Source organism: Halorientalis persicus (assembly GCF_900110215.1).
Classification (GTDB): Archaea; Halobacteriota; Halobacteria; order Halobacteriales; family Haloarculaceae; genus Halorientalis; species Halorientalis persica.
On the sequence record NZ_FOCX01000001.1, the window covers coordinates 144,382 to 166,172 of the forward strand.

The following is a 21,791-nucleotide window of genomic DNA, read 5'->3' on the forward strand; positions in this document are numbered from 1 at the left end:
CGTGGACACGGGGCGCGACCGCGGGCTTTTTCGCCTATCAGTCCCTAGTCGTCGCTATGTCAGCGCTGCGCGATGCGTTGCGGGACCTCCCCGAGACGGTGTTTGCAGACCTGCTGGAGAGCGACGACGCCTACCTCCTGGTGATCGACCTGCCGGGAGCGACGGCCGAGACCGTCGACGTGCGGATCTCGGCCGGCCGGCTGGAGATCGAGGCGCGGCGCGAGAAGGACCTCCCGACGGAGTTCCGGTACGTCGAGGAGGAACGCGCGCTGTTTCTGGACGCCGAACTCCCCCTGCCCCCGGACGCGACGGGTGCCGACGCCGAGGGGACCGTCGACCGGGGCGTCCTCGAACTCCGTCTGCCGAAGGCGGGGGCAAAGCCCGAGACGTCCATCCCCATCGAGGACGCCGAGGCCTGATCCCGGGGTGGCCGCTCGGTGAATCTTCGCGCGTACCGACGGTTCGTCACCGTCGCACGCCAGTTCCTGCCGCTGTTGCTCGCCTACGCCCGCGACCGCAACCGGTTCCTGCTGTTCGGCAAGTCCCGGGAGGTCTCGGCCGAACAGCGCCGCAAGCGGGCCGCGACGCTACTCGACTCGCTGTTGACGCTCGGCCCGACCTTCATCAAACTCGGGCAACTGCTGTCGACCCGGCCGGACATCCTGCCCCCCGAGTACATCGACGAGTTCACCAAACTCCAGGACGAGGTGCCCCCGGCCCCCTGGGACGAGGCCGAGCAGGTCCTCGAATCCGAGTTGGGGCCGGTCGAGGAGAACTACGAGAACTTCGACACCGACTCGATCAGCGGTGCGAGTCTCGGCCAGGTGTACTACGCCGAGACCGAGAACGGCCCCGTCGCCGTGAAGGTCCGCCGGCCCGGCATCGAGGACCTCGTGGAATCCGACCTCCGGGTGATCCGGTGGTCGGTGCCGATCATCATGCGGTTCGTCGACGAGACGCGGTCCTTTTCCCTGGAGACGCTGGCCGACGAGTTCGCCAAGACGATCCGCCAGGAGATGGACTACGGCCGCGAGCGACAGATGCTCGAAGAGATCAGCGAGAACTTCGCGGAGGACCAGCGCGTCCGGATCCCGGACGTGGACGAGTCCCGCTCGACGGGACGGGTCCTCACGATGGAGTACGTCCCGGGGACGAAGATCTCGAACATCAGCGAACTCGACGATCTGGGCGTCGACCGGACCGAGATCGCCGAGACGCTCCAGCGGGTCTACCTCCAGATGATCGTCGAGGACGGCGTGTTCCACGCCGACCCCCACCCGGGGAATCTGGCCGTCCAGGAGGACGGCACCCTCGTGTTCTACGACTTCGGAATGAGCGGGTACGTGGACGCGTTCATCCAGGAGAAGATCATCGACTTCTACATGGCGGTGGCAGAGCAAGACACCGACGCGATCCTCGACACGCTCATCGAGATGGGCACTTTGAGTCCGGAGGCCGACCGCCAAGTGATGGGCGAGGTGATGGAGTTGGCCATCGCGGACGCCCGCGGCGAGGACATCGAACAGTACCGCGTCCAGCAGATCGTCCAGCAGGTCGAGGACACCATCTACGAGTTCCCGCTGCGCCTGCCCGCGAACCTCGCGCTGGTCCTCCGCGTGGCGACGGTCGTCGAGGGCGTCTGTGTCACGCTGGATCCCGACTTCGACTTCATCTCGGTCGCGACCGACTACCTCCGGGATAGCGGCTACGTCGAGGCGGGCGTCCGCCAGTTCGTGGAGGATCGGGCCGACGAGGTCCAGCAGGCGGCCCAGTCGGCGTTGCGAACGCCGCCGAAACTGGAGCGGACGCTCGACCGCATCGAGCGCGACGAACTCCGGGTCAACGCCGACATCGAGGATTCGGACGGGTTGCTCGCGACGCTGGCCAAGCGACTGGTCTACGGGATGGCGCTGTCGGCCGGCATCGTCTCGACCGCCGTGTTGTATGCGTTCAGCACCGTCGAAGCCGCCGGCGTGGCCGGCGGGGCGACGGTCCTCGTGGCGGGCCTGCTGTACTGGTCGTTCCGGAGCAAGAAGGGCATCCGCGCCCAGCCCCAGTTCACCCGCCAGAGTATGCGCGAACAGCAGGGGGGCCCGGGTGAGGACGGGTCGGCCGTCGGCGAGATCGACCTCGGCGGCGGGTTCGGGCCGGACGCGGCGGGCGGAGACGAGGTCGGTGCGGCCGAGGACGACGACGCCGATCGTTCGAGCGCCACCACCGTCGCGGTCGAGGACGGCGGCGGTGAGGACGAGGCAGGGACCGACATCGACGTGACCACCGCCGACGAGGACGAGTCCCGGTCCTGATCGGCGAAAGGGCTACGGGTCGCGGCCCAGTTCTCGGTTCTATGTCAGCCATCGCCGAGGGCAAGGTCGTCACCTACGAGCGCACCTTCTCGGAATCGGACGTCCGGACGTTCGCCGACCTCTCGAACGACCGCCAGCCCCGCCACCTCGAACCGGACGCGGACGGCCGGCTGATGGTCCACGGCCTCCTGACCGCGACCCTGCCGACGAAGATCGGCGGCGACCACGAAGTGCTGGCGAGTCGGATGGAGTTCGATTTTCGGCGGCCGGTCTACACGGGCCAGCAGGTCCGGTGTCGGGTGGAGTTCACCGACGTAAGCGAGGACACCGACCGCGATGAAGTGGCGGCCGACATCGAGTGCACGGTGGAGGGGGAGACGGTGCTGTCCGGTGCGTTCGAGGGTATCGTGTTGCGGTGAGATTCGGCGCGAGCGGTGGCGGCGCTTTTCCAAACCGTTTATACTCGTACACTGAATACCGCGGGACATGGCGAGACAGCAGACCGAGGTTCGCGAACTCGACGAGGGAAGTTACGTGATGATGGACGACACACCGTGCAAGATCGACTCCTACAGCACGGCCAAGCCGGGCAAACACGGCAGTGCGAAGGCCCGTGTCGAGGGCAAGGGCGTCTTCGACGGCAAGAAGCGCAACCTCTCCCAGCCGGTCGACGCCAAGATCTGGGTCCCGATCATCGAGCGCAAACAGGGCCAGGTCGTCAACGTCGAGAGCGACGACGTGGCACAGGTCATGGACCTGGACACCTACGACACGATCACGATGAAAGTGCCCGAGGACGTCGACCTGTCGCCCGACGACGACATCGAGTACCTCGAGTACGAGGAACAGCGCAAGATCGTCCGCAGCTAATGTTTCCCGGCGCGCTGGCCCATCGGGATGCAGCCGCATACGTCGTCGTCGGCGCACCGCTCGACGCCTCGACGACGTTCCAGCCCGGCACCCGGTTCGGCCCGCGCCGCGTTCGCCACTTCGCCGAATCCTTCGACGATTACGATCACCACACCGACCAGCAGTTCACCGACCTCGACGTGGCGGATCACGGCGACATCGGTCCGACCGACGACACGAGCGAGTATCTGGACTTTCTCCGCGGGACGCTCGAAGACGTGCGCGAAGACGGCGCAGTCCCGCTCACGATCGGCGGCGAACACACCGTCACCGTCGCGGGCGTTCGCGCCGTCGACCCCGACGTGTTCGTCTGTCTCGACGCACACCTCGATCTCCGTGAATCCTACGCGAACAACCCGTTGAGCCACGCGACCGTCACGCACCACGCCCTGTCGGTAGCCGACGAAGCCATCGTGCTGGGCGCACGCACCGGGAGCGAGTCCGAGTGGGACCGCGCCGACGAGGCCGACGTGACGGTCGTCCCGCCCGAAGGAGTTGCCGACTGGGAGCCCCCGGAGGCCGTACGGGCGGGGCGGACCTACCTGAGCGTGGACATCGACGCGGCCGACCCCGGATTCGCGCCGGGGACGGGGACGCTCGAACCGTTCGGGCTGGACCCGGCCGAGATGCACGACGCGGTTCGGGCGGTCGCGCCTCACGCCGCGGGATTCGACGTGGTGGAGGTCAACGACCGCGACGACGGGCAGGCGGCGACGCTGGCGGCGAAGCTACTGCGCGCGTTCGTCTTCGCCCACGCTGCCGGGGAGTGACCGACGGCGACCCGGCACGTAGCTTTTAGACGGTGGCGCGAGTGGGTGTCGAGCATGGCCGAATTCGCGTCGTGTTACTTCTGCGGCACAGCGCTTGACGCACAGATCGATCCCTATCCCGTGGTTCCGGACGACGCCGGGACCGACGACCGGCCGACGGTCGACCTCTGTCCGGTCTGTCGCCGGAAACTCTCGAAGGTGCTGGATGTGGCGCTGTCGGCCGCCGAGGGTGCCGAGACCACCGCCACGCCGCTGGCCGCCGGGCCCGACCCCGCACCGCTTTCGGCCGACCACGAGGACCCGACGGCAGATCTGGGGAGCGAGGACCACGAGGAGGAACCCGCATACGCCGTCGAACCCAGCGGTGAGGCGACGGCGGTCGAAGACACAGCGGAGGCCGAAGACGACGGGAGTGGGGACGACGAGGGCGACGTGGACAGCGCGGGCGGTGACGACGGAGAAGCCGACGCAGTCAGTGAGGCCGACGAGGCCGAAGACGGAGACGCCGTGGCGAATGCCGAAGCGCCGGAAACCGAGGACGAGTCGGCGGACACGACGGGCGACGGCGCGTCCGCGAGCGCCGCGTCGGCGGCCGAGGCGGACGACGCGGTCGCCAACGGCGAGGCACCCGGAACGGCAGCCGACGACGGAGCCGAATCCGAAGAGTCAGCGGCGGACGACCACACCGACGCCGACGATGCAGAGACGGCCAGAAGCGAGTCCGACCAGCCGTCGATCCTCTCGACACCCGCGGCCCAGAAGATCATCAAACTGCTCCAGAACCGCGATTTCCCGGTCGAGCGCGAGGAGATCGAGGTCGTCGCCTCGAACGCGTACGAGATTCCGCACCAGGACTGTGACGACGTGATCGAGGCGCTGGTCAGCGAGGGGTACGTCGGCGAGCGCGAGGGGCAACTCGTCAGACCCGAGGGGTGAGGTGGACGGCGTGACGTAACCACTACCACCCGGGGCCGCGAAGGGCGGCCATGGACTGTGCCGAGTTCTGCGCGCGACTGGACGAGGAGTTACGGACCGACGCGTACGCCGACCTCGACGCCAGCCCGAACGGGCTCCAGGTCGGGTCGGCCGAAGGGGAGATCGACCACGTCGCGTTCGCGGTCGACGCCGCCGCGGCGACCGCCGACGCCGCGGTCGAGGCGGGCGCGGACATCCTCGTGACCCACCACGGCTACGTCTTCGGCAGCGTCGAGCGGGTGACCGGCCGCCTGTACGACCGTCTCGAACCGCACTACGAGCACGACCTGCCGTTGTACGTCTCCCACCTCCCGCTGGACGGCCATCAGGAACTGGGCAACGCCGCAGGCGTGGCCGACCTGCTGGATCTGGCGGATCGGGACCCGTTCGGTGAGCTGGGACCCGAGTACGTCGGCCAACGCGGCACCGCGGCCGAGTCGTTCACCGCCGATGGACTTCGGGACCTGCTGGGCGCGGAACTCGATCACGGTGGACAGGGCGTGCAGGTGCTGGATTTCGGCCCCGACGAAATCGAGGAGGTCGCCATCGTCACGGGCAGCGGCGTCGACTGGCTGGACGAAGCCGAAGCCGTGGGCGCAGACGCCCTGATCACTGGCGAGGGCAAACAGCAGGTCTACCACGAGGCCCGCGAGGCCGGGATCACAGTCGTGCTGGGCGGCCACTACGGTACGGAGACCTTCGGCGTGCAGAATCTGGCGGAGTTGGCCGAATCCTGGGGCCTGGAGACCACGTTCGTGGATCACCCGACGGGGCTGTGAACTGACCGAGCGGATCGAAGAACCGGCCCGAACCATCGCACGACATCAGTGTCCGGGGATCGTCGTTACGAGTACCGTCGCGTCGCGAAAACTGCTCGTTGGTTGCCGTTTCGTACCAGTAGACATTAGCGGCCGACCGTCGAGCGTGGGGGTATGGACGATATCTTCGTCGCCCGCCTGATGTCGTCGGGTACGATTACCGTGTCGCCGGACACGCTCGTCGAGGAGGCTGCCGATATCCTGCTCGAAAAGCAGATCGGCTCGCTCGTCGTCGTCGACAGTCACAATCAGTTGAAGGGGATTCTCACGAGCACGGACTTCGTCCGCATCGTCGCCAAGAGCCAGCCGAAGGCGAACACGACAGTCGAGAAGTACATGACCGACCAGATCGTCACCGTCGGCGCACAGGACTCCATCCGCGACGCTGCGGACAAGATGATCACGTACGATATCCACCACCTCCCAGTCGTCGACGACGAGGAAGGTGTCATCGGAATGCTCTCGACCACGGATCTCACGGCCTACCTCTCGGACGTCGAGGACCCCTCGCCCGCGTAAGATCGACTGTACGTGTCAAACCGGTCCGTTCGGACCGCCACAGTGAGACCGTTCGACCGTCACCGATCACGGCTACGGTGCCGACACACGTTTCGACTGCGAGGGATTCTCACGCAGAACATATCGGATTCAAAACCATTTAGCGCGGCTCGGTCGTACGAGGGGTAATGAGTTACCGGATCGGTCTCGTCGGCAAGCCCTCCGTGGGGAAGTCGACGTTTTTCAACGCGGCGACGATGAACGACGTGCCCGAGGGGGCCTATCCCTTCACGACCATCGACCCGAGCGTGGGGGAGGCCTACGTGCGGGTCGAGTGTGCGGCCCCGGAGTTCGGCCACGAGTGCACGCCCAACCACGGCTACTGTCGTGCGGGGACCCGCTACGTTCCCGTCAAGCTGGTCGACGTGGCGGGGCTGGTCCCGGGAGCCCACGAGGGGCGCGGGCTGGGTAACCAGTTCCTCACGGATCTGAACGAGGCGGACGTGCTGGTCCACGTCGTCGACTTCTCCGGTGAGACCGACATCGAGGGCGAACCGACCGAGGATCACGACCCACGGGATGACATCGACTTCCTGGAGAACGAACTCGATATGTGGTATCTCGACGTGCTGGAGAAGGGCATCGAACGCTACCGCTCGGGGTATCACGGTGAGGACGGCGATATCGAGGTCGAACTGGCCGAGCAGATGAGCGCCTTCCGCACCAACGAAGACGAGATCAAACAGATCATCCTCGCACTGGATCTGGAACTCGACCCGGACGCGTGGGACGAGCAAGACAGAGAGGACCTCGCCCGGGAGATCCGCAAGCGGACCAAGCCGATGGTGATCGCGGCGAACAAGATGGACACGCCCGCGGCACAGGAGAATTACGAGGCGATCACCAGCGACCCCGACTACGATCACCTGACCGTGGTTCCGGTGTCGGCCCACGCCGAGAAGGCGCTGAAGACTGCCGACGAGGGCGGTGCCGTCGAGTACCGACCGGGCGCGACGAACTTCGAGATCGTCGGCGACCTGAGCGACGAGCAGGCCGCCGGCCTCGAACAGATCCGATCGTTCGTCGAGGACTTCGAGGGAGCCGGCGTCCAGACGGCCCTGGAGACGGCACTGTTCGAGGAGTTCGGTGCGAAGGCGATCTTCCCCGGCAACGGGAGCCCCCGGGATAACGGCGAGTTCCTGCAGGACTGTTTCGTCCTCCCGGAGGACGCCACGGCCGAGGAGTTCGCGTACTTCCTGCACAGCGACATCGGCGAGGGCTTCCTCCACGGGGTCGACGCCCGATCGGGCCGGCAGGTCGGGGCCGACACGGAACTGGATCACCGGGACGTACTGGAGGTCGTCACGACGAACTAGACGAGTATCCAGACCAGCAGGCCGGCGATCAGCAGTTTCTTGAACAGGATTACGCCGACAATGAGCTGACGGGTCGAGGCGGTCCGCATCGCCTCGATGCCCCGGCGCGGAAGGTTGGGCGCGCGAGCGAGTTCGCGGGCCAGCAGGCGCAACTCGGTTCGGAAGGTCTCGACGGCCGACCCCTCGCCCTCGACCTGCGCCCGGTGGGCGCTGGGCACCCACTCGTCGCCGGCGTAAGTCAACTCGACGGTCTCGCCTTCGAGGAACGCGACCTGCTCGAAGTCGAAGCCAGCCGTCTCGGTCAGCCGTTCGAGTTTCAGCACGTCCCGGTCGTCGTCGAGATCGTAGGCTAGTTCCACGGGATCTGGGGACCACTCGAACGTGGCCGTCAGGACCACGCGCTCGCGGCCGACGGCCACGTCGGTCACCGTCGCCAGTTCGGCGTTGCCCTGACGCTCGCGTTTCTTCGCGGCGAGGTGTTCGTACTCGGTGACGGTCTCGGCCATACGCTCACTCGGGTGCGGGCCGACATAAGTTTACTTTTTGTCACGTTCGATGATACGAAAAGCCGCCCGATACGTCGGACTCGAAAGGAATCCGGAGAGGACCGGCGGGCCGACGACAACCGCGGAGTTGAAGCGCCTCGGGCGGTCAGAGAGGGGCAATGAGCGACGACGGGAGCGCAGACGACGAGACAGGGCACGAACAGCCACCACGCGAGGCCTTCGACCACGACCCCATCGGCCACGCCGAGGCGCGGGCGGGCATGACCGTGGGCGAACTGGCCGACGAGTACGGCGAGGCGGGCGTCGGGGCGGCCGATATGCACGAGGCCGTCGACATCTACGCGGAGATGCTCGCCGACGACGTGACGGTCGTGATGGGGCTGGCGGGCGCGATGGTCCCCAGCGGGATGCGTCGGATCGTCTCGGACCTGATCCGTGACGGGCACGTCGACGCGCTGGTGACCACCGGGGCGAACCTCACCCACGACACCATCGAAGGGATCGGCGGCAAACACCACCACGGAACGGTGCCCGACGAAGAACACGAGCGCGAACACGACGAGCAGTTGCGCGAGGAGGGCGTCGACCGGATCTACAACGTCTATCTTCCCCAGGAGCACTTCGCACTGTTCGAGTCCCACCTCCGCGAGGAGGTGTTCCCGCCGCTGGCCGAGGAGGGCACCGTCGGTATCCAGCGACTGACCGAGAAACTCGGCGAGGCCAACGCCGCGGTCAACGAGCGCGAGGGAGTCGACGAGGATCCAGGTATCGCCGCGGCGGCATACGAGAACGACGTGCCGATCTACTGCCCGGCAGTCCAGGACTCGGTGCTGGGCCTCCAGGCCTGGATGTACAACCAGACCTCCGACTTCTCGCTGGACGCGCTGGCGGACATGGACACGCTCACCGACCAGGCCTTCGACGCCGACCGGACGGGGGCGCTGGTCGTCGGCGGCGGCGTTCCGAAGAACTACACCCTCCAGACGATGCTGGTCGCGCCCGACGCCTACGACCTGGCGGTCCAGTTGACGATGGACCCGCCCCAGACCGGCGGCCTCTCGGGTGCGACCCTCGACGAGGCCCGCTCGTGGGGGAAACTGGAAACAGCGGCCCGCAACGTCTCCGTCTACGCCGACGCGACGATCACGCTCCCGCTGCTGGTCGCCGCAGCCCGCGAGCGGGTCGCCGACTGATCGGCTCCGGATCGGTCACCCCATCTCGCCGCTCGGCTGCCGGCTGCTGGGTCCGTACGACTCGATTCTGTCCCCTTGCCATGTTTTGGTTTCCAACTAATCACGCGAAAAAATTAATGACTATGGTAGCATATGTAGGTCCCATTGCGGTACGTCCGGCTACAGTGGGCGCATCGACGGACAGCTATCCGCGGTATCACCGTCACCATGGTCACCGTCCTGTACACCTTCGACCGGCAGTTCATGCGGAAAACGTTCGCCGCCATCGACACACACCTCACCGACGACTCCGCGGTACTGTGGCTGGATGCCGACGACGCGGACGACGTAGCCGGCGGCGGAAATCTGGTGTCGGCTAACCAGCCCATCGCGTCGGCGGCTGGACTCGACGCCGCTATCGAGGAGATCAACCCCGACGTGGTCGAGGCGGCCCACCGCGAGGGACTGGACGTGATCGCCTGGAAAGCCGCCAAGACCCGCGAGGAGATCGCCAACCTGCGGGCCGCCGGCGTCGACGGCGTCACCGCCGACCGCTGGGACATCGCGTGAGTCAAAGGGGTGGCCGCTGTACCTTCGCCCGGCCGATGACGAAGCCGCGGTTCCGAGCCGGCCTGACGACCCGGCCGTGACGAACCCTATGAGTGCCGAGGCCCCTTTACTGGTACCCGTTCGTCTCGATCGTCGATCACGATATCCGAAACCTGCTTCCCGTCGGAGACCGCTTCGCGAAGCTCTTCGAGGGGTACGTCGGAGTCGTGTTCCGAAACGAATTCTCGCATCCGTTCCCGTAAGGAATGTGTCTTCCCTTCGTTCAGCAACTGCTTCGCATCGAAGCCGAACCCGTCCGCAGTGTCGCTCATGAACAGAGATAGCGCGCCAATTCTTCAATCAGTTTGTCCGTGCACCCTCCAAGCGCGAGGAGACCCCGAGTCAAACTCAGTTATCTCCCAAAAGAAAACCGGTGGACGAACTCCTACCCAAGACCCGCGAACGAGTTCGATCAACTGGAGAACAGGAACGACGCTCTTACGTAGTTCATTGTTGATGGCGCGCTGTCGTTCGGTTTTGATGTTTGGACCTGGTCACAGAACCCATCTCTGAACACCATCGTAACCGATTCAGACAGCAGCCGATATCTGTCCCAGAAACGCAAAATGAGATATCAACGACCTGTTTCACAACAGCGACAGGAAAAAGACGGCCACGACGAGCCCGACGAGAATTCCCGCGACTGCGATGCGATTCCCGCCGAGAACGAACCAGTGCATGGTTCGTTCCCTGACGCCGTCGATGGTCCGGACCGAACTCCTGTCGACACGCGCTCGCTCATGGGTTCCCCGGACGAGTCGATGGTGGGTTGCTGGGTCGAAACACGCGTGCCGTCACGTTTCGAGACGGGGCCTCATAGACGTGCCCCCAGAAGTGACCGCGAGCGCAAATCGACCCGTCGGCTGTGCGTTCACATTACGATGTTTCTGCCACCGGACGGCGGGTCTATTGCTTGTGGCCATCGAAATCGATGCCCGATCAGACCGCCTCGTCGGGGTCGTGCCGGTCGGCCATCCGCGCGGCTTCCGACGCGTAGCGGTCCCGATCCCCGGGATCCTCGACGGGTTCCAGCCGGTCGGCGGGGACGGTGATCGCCGCGGTCACCTCCGGCCCCGGTGTGGAGCCGAAACGGTTGAACGCGCGCTCTTTCTGGAGGTACCGCGAGCCGTCCGGCGTCGCGTAGATCACGACGAGGATGTGTGGCGAGTCCGCCGAGAACGTCCGCTCGACCATCCAGACCTGTTCGGTCGGTTCGTCCCCGTCGGTCGCGTCGTCGCCCTCGGCGCGGGTGTCGTCGATGCTCATACCGGTCCGTCGGCGATGGACGAACTTGTACACCGGCGGGGGTTCCCAGCAGGTGAAAAACGGACCGCGGGGAGTCGGACAGAGACTCAGGTGTCGGTCGGTGTGTCGGGCGCGCGGAAGGCGCGAACGGTGTCGCGCTCGCCCGGGTTGGCGTCGATCTGCTCGAATCCACGGTCGGTGAACACGCGATTCCAGTCCCGGTAGTACAGCGGGAAGTCGTCGTGGACGTAGTTCACGTCGGCCTCGTCGCCCTCGTCGCCTTCGTTCTCGACGGTGACCAGCAGGTCGGCCGTGATCCGGGCGAGTTCGGCGAACACCCAGTCGGCGTCGGGGTGGATGTGCTGGAGCGTCTCGACGGAGAAGACGGCGTCGAAGCGATCGTCCGGGAACTCCGTGATCACGTCCTCGATGGCGTCACAGTAGAAGGTGCCGTCGGCCGCGAGATCGGGGTAGGTGTCGTCCATCGTCTCGAAGGCCTCGGCGTTGATCTCGATGCCCGCGAGGTTCTCGAAGCCGTGCTCGGCGAGGTGTGCGAGGTGTCGGCCGGAGCTACAGCCCAGTTCCAGCACGCGGGCGTCCCGATCGAGGTGGTCCTCGAAGATGGCCCGAATCGTCTCGCTGGTCTCGTCCGGGCCGTAGTAGGCGTAGTACTCCGGGGAGTACTCGCCCGAGCGGTCTGCCCACTGTCGGCGAACCTCGTTAGAATCCACACGTACCAACGACTGCGCACACGTATAGCCTCGTCGGAGTCGCGAGCGCCTGCGGGTCGCGAGCGGTCACGAGAGCTGTCGCTACGGGCAGCGAGCGTCCAGATACGGGATGGTAGAAATCTACTGGATGTGGCCTTCAGCGCGGAGCTGATCGGCGTCCTGACTGTCGTACCGCCACTCGATGTTGGCCTTCTCGTCCTGCCAGTCCCAGGGTTCGACGAGGACCACGTCGCCCTCGTTGATCCAGGTCCGGTATTTCATGCGGCCGGGGATCCGGCCCATGCGGTTTTCACCGTCTTCACACTGCACGCGGACGTGGTTCCCACCGTTGTGTTCTGTCACGACCGCGAACAGCTCGTCGTCGTTGGGCATTCGGAGATTCCGTCGCCCTGTTTCTTCACTCACAGTTTAAATACGAACCGAACACATTAAAGTGATCCGGAAGATGCGATAGCGTGTACCACGACCGTTTCGCCGGACGGAACCCGTCTCTAGCGGCCGTAAGCGGGCCGGAACGACCGGACGACTCGATCCGTGACGTACGTGTACGCCTCGGGGCAGGGGTCGCCGCCCGAGACGGTGGCTTTCGCTTCGAGTTCGTAGACCCCATCGGGTCCCGCGACGCCGAACAGTTTGATCTCCCCGCCCTCGTACCGGAGGACCGCCACCGTGCGCTCGCTCCCGTCGTAGCTGACGGTCCCGCCGTCCGCGTAGCGATCCTGCTCCAGGGAGATCGCGCCGCGATCTGGATCGCCACCGTACGGGCCACGCTGTGCCACCGTCAGCAGGGAGTGGTACTGGTCATCGACCGCTCCCGGATACCCGACGGCCAGAACCGTCCCCGACTCGCTCTCGTCCGCGTAATCGACGGTCCCACCCATCGGGATACCGAAGGTGGCCACCGCGACCGGGCCGGTGTAGCGCTCGTCGGTGTCGCCGAAGACGCTCCCGCAACCCCCGGCGAGACTCGTGCCGGCGTCGGTCCCGTCCGGCAGGTCGCCGCCTGACCCGTCGCCCGTGTGCGTGCCGCCCGCCGCGCCCTCGTCGGCGGTGTCGGCGCTCGTACACCCGGCCAGCGCCCCGACGGCGAGCCCGGTCAGCGCGTGCCGGCGCGTGAACCGAGGCCCGCTCGATTCGTCCATGCTCTCCCGAGAGCGCGAGCCAAAATAAGCCTATCTCGTCCGCGGACGCTCGGTTGGGGAAGACGCCCCCAACACTCACTCCGCCGAGGCTTCCTCGCCGTAGTAAGCCTCGTATCCCTCTAGCGTCGCCTGTCGCCGTTCCCGGGCGGCGTCGGTCATCATGTCCGGCGTCCACTGCATTCCATTGTCCGTGTCGACGGTGACCGATTCGACGCCCGCCATGGGTTCGACGCGGGACTCGATCTCCTCTATGAAGTACGGCACCATGTGGCAGGCCGGCGTCGTCAGCCGGAACGCGACCCGAACCTCGCCGTCGGCCACCTCGACGGCCTCGACCAGACCCATCTCGACCACGTCGAGGTTCGAGCCGGTCGCGGCGGTGCAGGGATCGACGATCTCCCGGAGTGCCTCGCGGACACGGGCTTCGGTCGTCACGCCACCACCTCGAACGGCGTCGTCGAGTAGGGTTCTTCGAGATCCCCCGAATACTCGTCGTCGCCGATGCTGTCCTGCAGTTCGTCCACGTCGAACCCGTGGGCCTCCGCGAGGTTCGCGCCGACCATCTTGCGTTTGTCGTCTTCGGTGATCGTGAACTTGCCGTCACGGGAGTCCATCTCCGGGAAGTCGAGGTTCCAGAACGATTCCAGCAGGAGTCGCGGGTGGTACTGGGGCGTCCCACAGCCCCACATGATCTTGTCGGTGGCCTCCTTCCCGCCGGCGTAGAGGAGATTCTCCATCGTCTCGACGAAGGCGTCGGGCCGGGTGGCGGCGTCGGCCGCGGTAATCTCGAGGTTGACGTAGACGTTGTCGTGTTCGGCGATCCGGTAGCCGGTCTCCTCGGCGAGGATGAACCCGCCGTGGACGATCTCGAAGTTGAGGTCGGGGAAACTGGCGGCGGCCTCTTTCACGTCCTCGACGCGGTAGGGGTCGAGGGGGACGTTCCCGAACGGGACGGCCTTGTGGACCGCGATCACGTCGAGGTCCAGGTCGGCGGCCCGCTCCCAGAGCGGGAACGCCTGCTCGGGGTCGTCCATCTGGAACCCGTGGTGGCCGTCGTCGCTCCAGTAGGAGGGGTACACCTTCACGCCGTGGGCCCCGAACCGCTCGACCTGCCGTTCGAGTTCTGCACCCGGGTCGTCCATGCCGATGATGTCGACGCTGGCGAGCGGAGCGCTCCGATCCGGATGCTCGGAGACGAACCGCTCGCCTTTCTCCAGGGCGGTCAGGCCGTCCTCGAAGATGGTGATCGACTGGGGGTGAAAGACGGTGAAGTCGACCTGGCTCTCGCGAAAGAGCATATTCGCGGTCACCTGGGGGTCCCAGTCGGTCAGGAACGACTCCTCGGTCCGCTGGTAGCCATCCGGCATCGCCTTCTCCTGGCCAGTCATCAGGTCGACCACGGGCTGGGCGTACCGCTCGATGGCGTAGTTCGACGGGTGCAGGTTGTACGCGTGTGAGACCGCGTCGGCGACGAACACGTCGTCCAGAGATGTCATGACCGAAGGTAACACAGCTAGTCCCGTTAAGCGCTCCCCGCGAAGCGTGAGGGCTACTAAACCGGCCGGTCATCGAGAACTATCGATCCCCCGGGATTTTCGGTTCGTTGTGGCGGATCGAACATCTCTCACCGCAGAACCGACCATATGCCTCCGTTCATCCACCAGACGAGTTTTTGTCCCACCATTCGTATGGAAAACAGTAAATTTAGAAAACAGATGCGGAACCCTTATCCGTGTACTCGGCGTTCGTTTGGTTGCAATGGCAAACGGTAAGGTTGATTTCTTCAACGACACAGGCGGTTACGGCTTTATTGACACAGAGGACGCGGACGAGGACGTTTTCTTCCACATGGAGGACGTTGGCGGCGAGGACCTCACCGAGGGGACCGAGATCGAGTTCGACATCGAGCAGGCCGAGAAGGGCCCGCGCGCGTCGAACGTCGTTCGGACGTAACTCGTTTCGTACTGTCGCCACACGGCGACACATCGTTTTATCACTTCTTTCGACGCTTTAGTTCGAGCGGCGGCTCCGACGCTCACTCAGAGTTCTAGACACCGACGCCGGCGAACGGGCTCGTCGAGCCCTGTTCGGCCCGCGGGAGCGAGACGACGAACACGGAGCCCCGCGGCTGGTTGTTCTCGATGTGGATCGACCCGCCGTAGTGGTCGATCATCGTGCGGACGAAAAACAGGCCGAAGCCGCCGCCACTGGAGCTGTAGCCCTGCTCGAACACCGCTTCTTTCTCCGGGTCGGGGACGCCGGGGCCGTTGTCGCGGACGCGGACCTCGACCGACTCGGCACCGACACGGACGGCGATGTGAATGCGCCGGTCGTCGGCGTCGTTGTGCTGGACGGCGTTGGAAAGCAGATTGCCGAAGACCGCGGGCAGCATCTCGTCAGCCTGCACGACCACGTCGTCGGGCACGTCGGCAGTCACGCTGAGGGTGTCGTAGGTCGAGCGGACGGTCGCCACCTCCTCACGAAGCACCGCCGAGAGGTCGACCGGTTCGGGCGTCACGTCCGCGTCGGCCGCCAGCGCGTTGACCGTCGCTCGCGCCCGCTGTGAGAGGTTGATGACGCTCTCGGTCTGGTTGTGGATGGCATCTAGCGATTCCTGATGTTGCCCGTCGAGTTGCTGATCGAGGTGTTCGGCACGGGCCCGGACCACGGTCATACTGTTGAGCACGTCGTGCCGGAGAATGGAGTGCATGAACTCCAGTTGTTGCCCGACCTGACGGGCCTGCTGGGCGTCCCGTCGAGCCTTGACGTAGAGGAGGCCGATCAGGTAGCCGGCGACGGCACCGGCGTGGGCGCTGGCGAGCAACTGGATCGTCGGCCCGCCGAGGCGCAAGCCGACCGAGGGGCGGACGAAGACGGTGAAGTACATGACGAGGTAGACGAAGCCGATGCCGGCCAGCGCGGCCGCCGCGACCTGCCAGCGCTGTCGGGACGTGTACGGCGTCCCCTGGAGGTAGATCGCCCCGTAGACGATGACGGCCGACAGCCACGCGCCCAGCAGGACCGCCGCGACCTGTGGCCATCCGAACCCGAACTGTCGGAGTTCCCGGAAGAAGTTGAGCAGGGTGATCAGGAACAGCGCGACCCCGATGGCACCGACGACAGCGGGGCCACCTCGCGTCGACGTTACGAGTCGCTCGACACGCGCCCGAACGGCGTCGGCCACGCGGCTGGCGACGCCGGAATCGGAGTCGGACATCCCCCCGTTGTCCCCGGACCGATCCGCGACGACCACACGGCAAGGTCAGTGTATCATCACTTATAAGATATACTACTCGGACAGGTATCGCGGTGACTACTCCGACGGGTCGAAGTCCAGCGCGGCCGAATTGATGCAGTACCGTTTCCCCGTCGGGTCCGGTCCGTCCTCGAACACGTGGCCGAGGTGGCCCTCGCAGGTGGCACAGATCACTTCCGTCCGGGACATTCCGTGACTCGTGTCCAGTCGCGTCTCGACGTTGTCGCCCGCGGCGTCGTAGAAGCTCGGCCACCCGGACCCGGACTCGAACTTCGTGTCCGAATCGAACAGTTCCGTCCCACACCCGGCACAGACGTAGGCGCCGTCTGCTTTCTGGTCGACGTACTCGCCGCTGAACTTCGGTTCCGTCCCGGCTTCCCGGAGGATGCGATACTCGTCGTCGTCGAGGACCTCGCGCCACTCCGCGTCGGTCTCGGGCAGGTCACGCTCGGCGTCCTGTGACATACCAACGGGTAGGGGCTGGACGTTGATACCGGTTCTGCCCCACTGGACCGACGCGTCGCTGGTCGGTCGGGTCGTCAAAAAATCGCGGTCGGTTTGCGGGCGTTAGATGTAGCCTTCGTCTTCGAGACCTTCGAGGATGTCGTCGACGAGGGTCTCGACGTCGTCGTAGGGGAAGTCCCCGCCGCCGCCCTTCTGGTTGAGCTCCATGGCGGTGAAGCTCACGTCACCGGACTCGAACGTGGTGGACGGACCGTTCGGCAGCGCCGGAACGAGGTCCATCGGGCTGTTGACCGGGAAATCTGCGCCTTCGAAGCCGTCGATCAGCTGCTCTCGCAGGTCGTCTTTGTCGACCATATACTCCTTGTCGTAACCCTCCTTACTAAAATTGGTGGTTCTTTCGTGAAGAAATGGCTCCTCACGGGCTAACAGTGTAAACTCTTACTTTGTTGCGTGAAGTTGTGTCACACGCCTCTCGGGGGCTGGGACTGGACCGGTAATTCAAGTGCGAGGCCGGAGAACGGCGTCGATATGTACGATCGCATACTCGTACCGACCGACGGCAGCAGCGGAACCGACGAGACACTCGATCACGCCTTCCACATCGCGGCCGACAACGACGCGACGGTCCACGCGCTGTACGTCGTCGACCGCCGGCTCTTCCTCGCGGCCGACGAGGACACGCAGGACGACGTGATCGCCACGCTGGAGGAGGAGGGCGACGCGGCGCTGGACGCAGCGGAGACTGCCGGCGCGAACGAAGGCGTCGAAGTCGTCGGCGAGCGCCGGGAGGGGATCCCACACACCGAGATCATGAGCTACGCCGAGGAGATCGAGGCCGACCTGCTCGTGATGGGGACTCACGGCCGGACCGGCCGGGACCGGCTGGCATCGCTTGGCAGTGTCACCGAACGCGTCGTCGAGAACGTCGGCCGCCCGACACTCGTAGTCGACATCGGCGACGGCGAGGAGTGAGGGGGCCGGACAGCGCTGCTACTGTTTCTCGCCGATCGTGTTTTCGAGGGTGCCGATGCCCTCGTAGCGGATCTCGACCTCGTCGCCGGGTTCGACCAGGCCGGGGTTGGCAGGCGACCCGAAGGAGATCACGTCGCCCGGACGGAAGGTGTACCGCTCGCTGAGGAAGGCGACGGTCTCGCGGGGTTTGTTGAACATATTCTCGGTGTTGTCGTGCTGGCGGCGCTCCCCGTTGATGTGGGTCTCCATCTCCTTACCGACGGGCTCGTAGTCGGTCTCGATCCACGGCCCGAGCGGCCCGGAGCCGTCGAAGGCCTTGCGCGCGGTCCGGCGTTCCTGGTCGAGCGCGTCCATGTCGTTGAGGATGGTGTAGCCACGGAGTACGTCGTCGACCTCGTCCTCGTCGATATCGTGACAGGGCTCGTCGATCACGGCGGCGAGTTCCCCCGCGTATGTCAGTTCCGCGGTCCACTCGGGGTAGGGGATCGGCTGTTCGGGCGGGTGGAGACTGTGTGGCGGTTTGATGAACCAGTCCGGCACGTCGGGGATGTCGTAGTCCATCTGGTCGACCTTCTCGCCGAAGTTTCGGCCCACGCAGAACAACGCGTCGGGATCACAGGGTGCGAGTAGCGTCGCCTCGTCGCCTACTCCGTAGGTCGCGTCGTCGGTCTCGATCACGCCGTCGACGTATTCGCCCTCGACCACTCCGTCGGGTGTGTCAGCACGTGCGAGTTTCATCGGCCGGGGGTTTTCCCCCCGCGCATTTACCGCTCCCGGTCTCGGCCGATCCCCCACCGCCGGGGTCCGGGCCGCCGCCGGGAATATAACGAATGGGGCCGAGTAACACACCATGGCGGACAGTCGCCAGTACGCGTTCGAGGGGGAGCGACCAGCAATCGACGAGACGGCCAGTGTGAGTCGCGAGGCGACGGCCGTCGGGGACGTGACGGTCGCGGCCGACGCCAGCGTCTGGCCCGGCGTCGTCTTGCGCGGGGACGTGGGGCCGGTCCGGGTCGGCGCGCAGTCTCACGTCGGGGACAACGCCGTCCTCCACGGATCGACGGTCGGCGAGCAGGTGATGGTCGGCCACGGCGCGGTGCTGAACGAAACGATCGTCGATGACGGCGCGCTCGTCGGCTTCAACTCGACAGTAACGGAGTCGGTCATCGGTGAGGGGAGCATCGTCGCTTCCGGCACTGTGGTTCCCGAGGGGTACGAGGTCCCGGCCCACTCGTTCGTCCGCGGGATGCCGGCATCGGTCACACCACTCTCGGAGACGACCATCGATCCCGACGCCGTCTTCGAGGCGTACAGTTCCGGTGACTACACGAACCTGGCCCAGCGCCACGAGGACCTCTTCGGGTAGGCGGCCCTGCCGCCCCGTGATCGACCGGTAGCGGCCTTCGAGAGACGAACTCGGCCACAGGTTTTTGTGCGAAACTCCGGTATGTGGTGACATCGCATGAAGGAGGGTCGGGTCGTGCTGTACGTCGGGACCGACAGTGCCCGGGCGTCGTCGTTGCAGGGGGAGAGTGGCGACGCGACGAGCGTCGAGTGCGTCGAGACGCTGACGGACGCTATCGACCGACTCAGAGATGTCGTCTGTGTCGTCAGCGAGGTGGAGCTGGCCGACGGCACGGGCGTCGATCTCTGCCGGACGGTCAGGCGGCGGTTCGACGACGTGGCGTTCGTCCTCGTGCCCGAATCGGGCAACGACGACCTGGCCCGGGACGCGGTCTCTGCCGGCGTCGACGAGTACGTCCCGGCGGGGACGATCACCGGCGTGGCCGACCTCTGGGAGCGCGTCCTCGCGGCCATCGAGACGGTCAGCACCGAACAGCGGCGCTACCGCAAACTGGTCGAACAGGCGACCGACGCCATCGCGATCATCGATCCGGACGCGACGATCCGGTACATCAGCCCCAGTGTCGAGCGGATTCTGGGATACGCCCCCTCCGAACTCGTCGGGCGGCGCGGCACCGAAATCGTCCACCCGGAAGACTGCGACGACGTACTCGACACACTCGCGAGCAGTCTGGCGAATCCCGACGACACCGTCGACGCAGTGTACCGCGCCGAACACGCGGACGGCGGGTGGCGCTGGGTCGAGAGCCGGGGGCAGAGCTTCGTGGACGACCCCGCAGTCGGCGGCACGGTGATCAGCATCCGGGACGTGACCGACCGCGAGGAGCGCGAGCGTGAGCTCCGGATGTACGAGACCATCGTCGAGGCCGTCGACGACATGGTGTTCGCGCTCGACGAGGACGGCCGGTTCACCTTCGCGAACGAGGCCCACGAGTCCCGGACCGGCTCGTCGGCCGAGGAGTTGATCGGCGAGGATCCCTCGAAGATTGTTCCCGACGACGTAGAGGCCCAGGGCAGGGAGGTCCTCGAGAACCTCCGTTCCGATCCCGACCGAGACAGCGCGACCTTCGAGACGGAACTCCCCGACAGGGACGGCGAGACGATCCCGTGTGAGGTCCACATCGCCACACTGACCGAGGACGGCGAGTTCCGGGGGACGGCCGGCATCGTCCGGGACGTTTCCGACCGGAAGGAACAGGAACAGCTCTACTCGACGCTGTTGACCGAGGCCAACGACGGCATCGCGATCACACAGCAGGGACGCCTCCAGTTCGTCAACGAGCAGTTGGCGGCGCTGGTCGGCGGTACCCGCACGGAGATCGAGGGGACGAACGTGTTCGACCTGATCGCCCCAGCGGACCACGGCGTCGTTCGGCGCAACTACGAACAGCGGCTGGGCGACGAGACCGAAACCGGCCGCTACGAGATCGAACTGGAGACGCTCGACGGCGAGCGGGTGCCGGTGGAAGTCAGCACGACGTTCGTCCAGTACCAGGGCGAGCGGGGCGAGATGGCCATCGTCCGGGACATCGCCGCCCGCAAGGAGCGCGAGCGGGAACTGGAGCTGTACGAGGAGATGCTCAACGCAGTCCCCGATGGCGTCTACGCCATCGACGAGGACGGGCGGTTCGTCGCGCTCAACGACACCGCCTGTGAGACCATCGGCCTGCCCGCGGACGACCTCGTCGGTGCGCACGTCTCGATCTGTATGGACGAGCGCGACATCGAGCGCGGACAGGACCTGATCCGCGATCTGCTCACCAGCGAGCAGACCAAGGGGATCTACGACATGGATCTGGAACCGGTCGACGGCGAGCCGATCCCGAGCGAGAATCACGTCGCCCTCCTGACCGACGAGGACGGCGAATTTCGGGGTTCGGTCGGCGTCCTCCGGGACGTGACCGACCGCAAGGAACGGGAGCGGCGGTTGACCGTCCTCAACCGGGCGCTCCGGCACGACCTGCGCAACAGTATGCACGTCATCATGGCCAACGCCGAACTCGTCGCGCGGACCGTCTCCGATGCACGGACACGGGAGAAACTCGACACCATCGTCGACCGGGCCGAGGGGATCAACAGTCTGAGCGAGAAGGCCCGCGAGATCGAACAGACCCTGGCGAATCACGAACAGACACGCAAGCCGATCGACCTCGGGGAGTTACTGGCGACACAGGTCGCGCGGTTCCGCGACCAGTACCCCGACGCGACCTTCGAGACGGACCTGCCCGCCCACGCCTGGGTCGAGGCGACGCCGCTGATCGACACGGCCGTCGAGAACCTCATCGAGAACAGCGTCGAACACACCGAGCAACCCCTGATTCAGGTGTCGGTGTCGGCCGACGAGGACGCGGTGACCGTGACCGTGGCCGACGACGGCCCGGGTATCCCCGAGAAGGAGCGACGCATCGTCGGGAAAGGCAGCGAGACGCCGCTGGACCACGCCAGCGGACTCGGGTTGTGGCTGGTCGCCTGGATCACGCGCGATTCCGGCGGCGAGGTCGTCTTCGAGACGCCCGAGGAGGGCGGCAGCGTCGTCCGCCTCGTCCTCGACAGCGCCCGTCCACCCCTCGACGACGAACCGGATCGGGCCGGCGTCCGGTGACCCGTCGTCGCCCGACCGTCGATCACTGGACCGCCGTCCCGGCCACGTACTTAAAACGGAAGGCGACGTAGAGG

Annotated in this window: 27 protein-coding genes; 15 read left to right on the top strand and 12 right to left on the bottom strand. The window is 65.9% G+C overall.

Features of this window, described 5'->3' with window-relative positions:
• The first annotated feature begins 56 nt into the window (after positions 1-56).
• The 9 genes from BMX17_RS00770 (at position 57) to BMX17_RS00810 (ending at position 7,652) form a co-directional block, all read left to right on the top strand.
• Complete coding sequence (locus BMX17_RS00770; protein ID WP_092656631.1) at positions 57-419, top strand: Hsp20/alpha crystallin family protein; 363 nt, start codon at positions 57-59, stop codon at positions 417-419.
• 18 nt (positions 420-437) lie between these two features.
• Positions 438-2,306 carry an ABC1 kinase family protein gene (locus BMX17_RS00775; RefSeq protein ID WP_092656633.1) on the top strand — a complete coding sequence of 623 codons (1,869 nt, stop codon included), beginning with the start codon at positions 438-440 and terminating at the stop codon, positions 2,304-2,306.
• Between the two features lie 41 nt (positions 2,307-2,347).
• Entirely contained in the window at positions 2,348-2,725 is a 378-nt protein-coding gene (locus BMX17_RS00780) for a MaoC/PaaZ C-terminal domain-containing protein (protein WP_092656635.1), read from the top strand.
• 67 nt (positions 2,726-2,792) lie between these two features.
• Positions 2,793-3,176 (top strand): translation initiation factor IF-5A, encoded by a 384-nt coding sequence (locus BMX17_RS00785; protein ID WP_092656638.1) that lies wholly within the window; start codon positions 2,793-2,795, stop codon positions 3,174-3,176.
• The gene (locus BMX17_RS00790; RefSeq protein WP_092656640.1) at positions 3,176-3,985 is read left to right on the top strand and encodes an arginase family protein; all 810 of its coding nucleotides are present in this window, start codon (positions 3,176-3,178) and stop codon (positions 3,983-3,985) included. The genes BMX17_RS00785 and BMX17_RS00790 overlap by 1 nt, the downstream gene beginning before the upstream one ends.
• Before the next feature lie 54 nt (positions 3,986-4,039).
• On the top strand, positions 4,040-4,921 hold the full coding sequence (locus tag BMX17_RS00795) for a prolipoprotein diacylglyceryl transferase (RefSeq protein ID WP_092656642.1): 882 nt from the start codon (positions 4,040-4,042) through the stop codon (positions 4,919-4,921).
• A gap of 50 nt (positions 4,922-4,971) precedes the next feature.
• Positions 4,972-5,739, top strand: coding sequence for a Nif3-like dinuclear metal center hexameric protein (locus BMX17_RS00800; RefSeq protein ID WP_092656644.1), 768 nt, complete (start codon positions 4,972-4,974; stop codon positions 5,737-5,739).
• Positions 5,740-5,892: 153 nt separating this feature from the next.
• Positions 5,893-6,297 (top strand): CBS domain-containing protein, encoded by a 405-nt coding sequence (locus tag BMX17_RS00805; protein WP_092656646.1) that lies wholly within the window; start codon positions 5,893-5,895, stop codon positions 6,295-6,297.
• A gap of 167 nt (positions 6,298-6,464) precedes the next feature.
• A complete protein-coding gene (locus tag BMX17_RS00810; protein ID WP_092656648.1) occupies positions 6,465-7,652 on the top strand; it encodes a redox-regulated ATPase YchF in 1,188 nt (395 codons plus the stop codon).
• Here BMX17_RS00810 and BMX17_RS00815 read toward each other — a convergent pair.
• Positions 7,649-8,158, bottom strand: a complete 510-nt coding sequence (locus BMX17_RS00815; protein WP_092656650.1) for a hypothetical protein — start codon at positions 8,156-8,158, stop codon at positions 7,649-7,651. The genes BMX17_RS00810 and BMX17_RS00815 overlap by 4 nt on opposite strands.
• Positions 8,159-8,316: 158 nt before the next feature.
• On the opposite strand from BMX17_RS00815, the gene BMX17_RS00820 reads away from it, so the two are divergent.
• Together BMX17_RS00820 and BMX17_RS00825 are read left to right on the top strand one after the other, a co-directional pair.
• Positions 8,317-9,351 (top strand): deoxyhypusine synthase, encoded by a 1,035-nt coding sequence (locus BMX17_RS00820; RefSeq protein ID WP_092656652.1) that lies wholly within the window; start codon positions 8,317-8,319, stop codon positions 9,349-9,351.
• Positions 9,352-9,558: 207 nt separating this feature from the next.
• Positions 9,559-9,900: a glycerophosphodiester phosphodiesterase family protein gene (locus BMX17_RS00825; RefSeq protein WP_092656654.1), complete on the top strand. Its 342-nt coding sequence runs from the start codon at positions 9,559-9,561 to the stop codon at positions 9,898-9,900.
• Between the two features lie 86 nt (positions 9,901-9,986).
• Here BMX17_RS00825 and BMX17_RS00830 read toward each other — a convergent pair whose 3' ends face one another.
• The 7 genes from BMX17_RS00830 to BMX17_RS00860 form a co-directional block, all read right to left on the bottom strand.
• Positions 9,987-10,211, bottom strand: coding sequence for a hypothetical protein (locus tag BMX17_RS00830; protein ID WP_092656656.1), 225 nt, complete (start codon positions 10,209-10,211; stop codon positions 9,987-9,989).
• Between the two features lie 667 nt (positions 10,212-10,878).
• On the bottom strand, positions 10,879-11,205 hold the full coding sequence (locus BMX17_RS00835) for a DUF7967 family protein (RefSeq protein ID WP_092657120.1): 327 nt from the start codon (positions 11,203-11,205) through the stop codon (positions 10,879-10,881).
• An 86-nt stretch (positions 11,206-11,291) separates the two neighbouring features.
• Positions 11,292-11,915: a class I SAM-dependent methyltransferase gene (locus BMX17_RS00840; protein ID WP_092656658.1), complete on the bottom strand. Its 624-nt coding sequence runs from the start codon at positions 11,913-11,915 to the stop codon at positions 11,292-11,294.
• 120 nt (positions 11,916-12,035) lie between these two features.
• Positions 12,036-12,320 carry a translation initiation factor eIF-1A gene (locus tag BMX17_RS00845; protein ID WP_092656660.1) on the bottom strand — a complete coding sequence of 95 codons (285 nt, stop codon included), beginning with the start codon at positions 12,318-12,320 and terminating at the stop codon, positions 12,036-12,038.
• An 86-nt stretch (positions 12,321-12,406) separates the two neighbouring features.
• On the bottom strand, positions 12,407-13,057 hold the full coding sequence (locus tag BMX17_RS00850; protein ID WP_092656662.1) for a hypothetical protein: 651 nt from the start codon (positions 13,055-13,057) through the stop codon (positions 12,407-12,409).
• Between the two features lie 75 nt (positions 13,058-13,132).
• Complete coding sequence (locus BMX17_RS00855) at positions 13,133-13,492, bottom strand: metal-sulfur cluster assembly factor (RefSeq protein ID WP_092656664.1); 360 nt, start codon at positions 13,490-13,492, stop codon at positions 13,133-13,135.
• The gene (locus BMX17_RS00860) at positions 13,489-14,553 is read right to left on the bottom strand and encodes an amidohydrolase family protein (RefSeq protein ID WP_092656667.1); all 1,065 of its coding nucleotides are present in this window, start codon (positions 14,551-14,553) and stop codon (positions 13,489-13,491) included. The genes BMX17_RS00855 and BMX17_RS00860 overlap by 4 nt, the downstream gene beginning before the upstream one ends.
• Positions 14,554-14,815: 262 nt before the next feature.
• Here BMX17_RS00860 and BMX17_RS00865 point away from each other — a divergent pair, with 262 nt between their 5' ends.
• On the top strand, positions 14,816-15,010 hold the full coding sequence (locus BMX17_RS00865) for a cold-shock protein (protein WP_077207119.1): 195 nt from the start codon (positions 14,816-14,818) through the stop codon (positions 15,008-15,010).
• A gap of 94 nt (positions 15,011-15,104) precedes the next feature.
• Here BMX17_RS00865 and BMX17_RS00870 read toward each other — a convergent pair whose 3' ends face one another.
• The 3 genes from BMX17_RS00870 to BMX17_RS00880 all read right to left on the bottom strand — a co-directional run bounded on the left by BMX17_RS00870 (position 15,105) and on the right by BMX17_RS00880 (position 17,132).
• Positions 15,105-16,310 carry a sensor histidine kinase gene (locus tag BMX17_RS00870; RefSeq protein WP_092656669.1) on the bottom strand — a complete coding sequence of 402 codons (1,206 nt, stop codon included), beginning with the start codon at positions 16,308-16,310 and terminating at the stop codon, positions 15,105-15,107.
• Positions 16,311-16,370: 60 nt separating this feature from the next.
• Positions 16,371-16,778, bottom strand: a complete 408-nt coding sequence (gene msrB / locus BMX17_RS00875) for a peptide-methionine (R)-S-oxide reductase MsrB (RefSeq protein ID WP_092656671.1) — start codon at positions 16,776-16,778, stop codon at positions 16,371-16,373.
• Positions 16,779-16,880: 102 nt separating this feature from the next.
• A complete protein-coding gene (locus BMX17_RS00880; RefSeq protein WP_092656673.1) occupies positions 16,881-17,132 on the bottom strand; it encodes an MTH865 family protein in 252 nt (83 codons plus the stop codon).
• 174 nt (positions 17,133-17,306) lie between these two features.
• On the opposite strand from BMX17_RS00880, the gene BMX17_RS00885 reads away from it, so the two are divergent.
• Positions 17,307-17,750 carry a universal stress protein gene (locus BMX17_RS00885; protein ID WP_092656675.1) on the top strand — a complete coding sequence of 148 codons (444 nt, stop codon included), beginning with the start codon at positions 17,307-17,309 and terminating at the stop codon, positions 17,748-17,750.
• A gap of 18 nt (positions 17,751-17,768) precedes the next feature.
• On the opposite strand, the gene BMX17_RS00890 is transcribed toward BMX17_RS00885, so the two are convergent.
• Positions 17,769-18,488: a fumarylacetoacetate hydrolase family protein gene (locus tag BMX17_RS00890; protein ID WP_092656677.1), complete on the bottom strand. Its 720-nt coding sequence runs from the start codon at positions 18,486-18,488 to the stop codon at positions 17,769-17,771.
• A gap of 112 nt (positions 18,489-18,600) precedes the next feature.
• Here BMX17_RS00890 and BMX17_RS00895 point away from each other — a divergent pair, with 112 nt between their 5' ends.
• Positions 18,601-19,116: a gamma carbonic anhydrase family protein gene (locus BMX17_RS00895; RefSeq protein WP_092656679.1), complete on the top strand. Its 516-nt coding sequence runs from the start codon at positions 18,601-18,603 to the stop codon at positions 19,114-19,116.
• A 96-nt stretch (positions 19,117-19,212) separates the two neighbouring features.
• On the top strand, positions 19,213-21,717 hold the full coding sequence (locus tag BMX17_RS00900) for a PAS domain S-box protein (protein ID WP_092656681.1): 2,505 nt from the start codon (positions 19,213-19,215) through the stop codon (positions 21,715-21,717).
• Positions 21,718-21,791: the final 74 nt, after the last annotated feature.

Bases quoted from the DNA above. Each gene is read 5' to 3' on its own strand.
- BMX17_RS00785 (WP_092656638.1), top strand. From the start codon at position 2,793: ATGGCGAGACAGCAGACCGAGGTTCGCGAACTCGACGAGGGAAGTTAC.
- BMX17_RS00820 (WP_092656652.1), top strand. From the start codon at position 8,317: ATGAGCGACGACGGGAGCGCAGACGACGAGACAGGGCACGAACAGCCA.
- BMX17_RS00805 (WP_092656646.1), top strand. From the start codon at position 5,893: ATGGACGATATCTTCGTCGCCCGCCTGATGTCGTCGGGTACGATTACC.
- BMX17_RS00850 (WP_092656662.1), bottom strand. From the start codon at position 13,057: ATGGACGAATCGAGCGGGCCTCGGTTCACGCGCCGGCACGCGCTGACC.
- BMX17_RS00790 (WP_092656640.1), top strand. From the start codon at position 3,176: ATGTTTCCCGGCGCGCTGGCCCATCGGGATGCAGCCGCATACGTCGTC.
- BMX17_RS00800 (WP_092656644.1), top strand. From the start codon at position 4,972: ATGGACTGTGCCGAGTTCTGCGCGCGACTGGACGAGGAGTTACGGACC.
- msrB (WP_092656671.1), bottom strand. From the start codon at position 16,778: ATGTCACAGGACGCCGAGCGTGACCTGCCCGAGACCGACGCGGAGTGG.
- BMX17_RS00810 (WP_092656648.1), top strand. From the start codon at position 6,465: ATGAGTTACCGGATCGGTCTCGTCGGCAAGCCCTCCGTGGGGAAGTCG.
- BMX17_RS00860 (WP_092656667.1), bottom strand. From the start codon at position 14,553: ATGACATCTCTGGACGACGTGTTCGTCGCCGACGCGGTCTCACACGCG.
- BMX17_RS00890 (WP_092656677.1), bottom strand. From the start codon at position 18,488: ATGAAACTCGCACGTGCTGACACACCCGACGGAGTGGTCGAGGGCGAA.
- BMX17_RS00835 (WP_092657120.1), bottom strand. From the start codon at position 11,205: ATGAGCATCGACGACACCCGCGCCGAGGGCGACGACGCGACCGACGGG.
- BMX17_RS00815 (WP_092656650.1), bottom strand. From the start codon at position 8,158: ATGGCCGAGACCGTCACCGAGTACGAACACCTCGCCGCGAAGAAACGC.
- BMX17_RS00880 (WP_092656673.1), bottom strand. From the start codon at position 17,132: ATGGTCGACAAAGACGACCTGCGAGAGCAGCTGATCGACGGCTTCGAA.
- BMX17_RS00885 (WP_092656675.1), top strand. From the start codon at position 17,307: ATGTACGATCGCATACTCGTACCGACCGACGGCAGCAGCGGAACCGAC.
- BMX17_RS00865 (WP_077207119.1), top strand. From the start codon at position 14,816: ATGGCAAACGGTAAGGTTGATTTCTTCAACGACACAGGCGGTTACGGC.
- BMX17_RS00830 (WP_092656656.1), bottom strand. From the start codon at position 10,211: ATGAGCGACACTGCGGACGGGTTCGGCTTCGATGCGAAGCAGTTGCTG.
- BMX17_RS00900 (WP_092656681.1), top strand. From the start codon at position 19,213: ATGAAGGAGGGTCGGGTCGTGCTGTACGTCGGGACCGACAGTGCCCGG.
- BMX17_RS00895 (WP_092656679.1), top strand. From the start codon at position 18,601: ATGGCGGACAGTCGCCAGTACGCGTTCGAGGGGGAGCGACCAGCAATC.
- BMX17_RS00780 (WP_092656635.1), top strand. From the start codon at position 2,348: ATGTCAGCCATCGCCGAGGGCAAGGTCGTCACCTACGAGCGCACCTTC.
- BMX17_RS00825 (WP_092656654.1), top strand. From the start codon at position 9,559: ATGGTCACCGTCCTGTACACCTTCGACCGGCAGTTCATGCGGAAAACG.
- BMX17_RS00795 (WP_092656642.1), top strand. From the start codon at position 4,040: ATGGCCGAATTCGCGTCGTGTTACTTCTGCGGCACAGCGCTTGACGCA.
- BMX17_RS00770 (WP_092656631.1), top strand. From the start codon at position 57: ATGTCAGCGCTGCGCGATGCGTTGCGGGACCTCCCCGAGACGGTGTTT.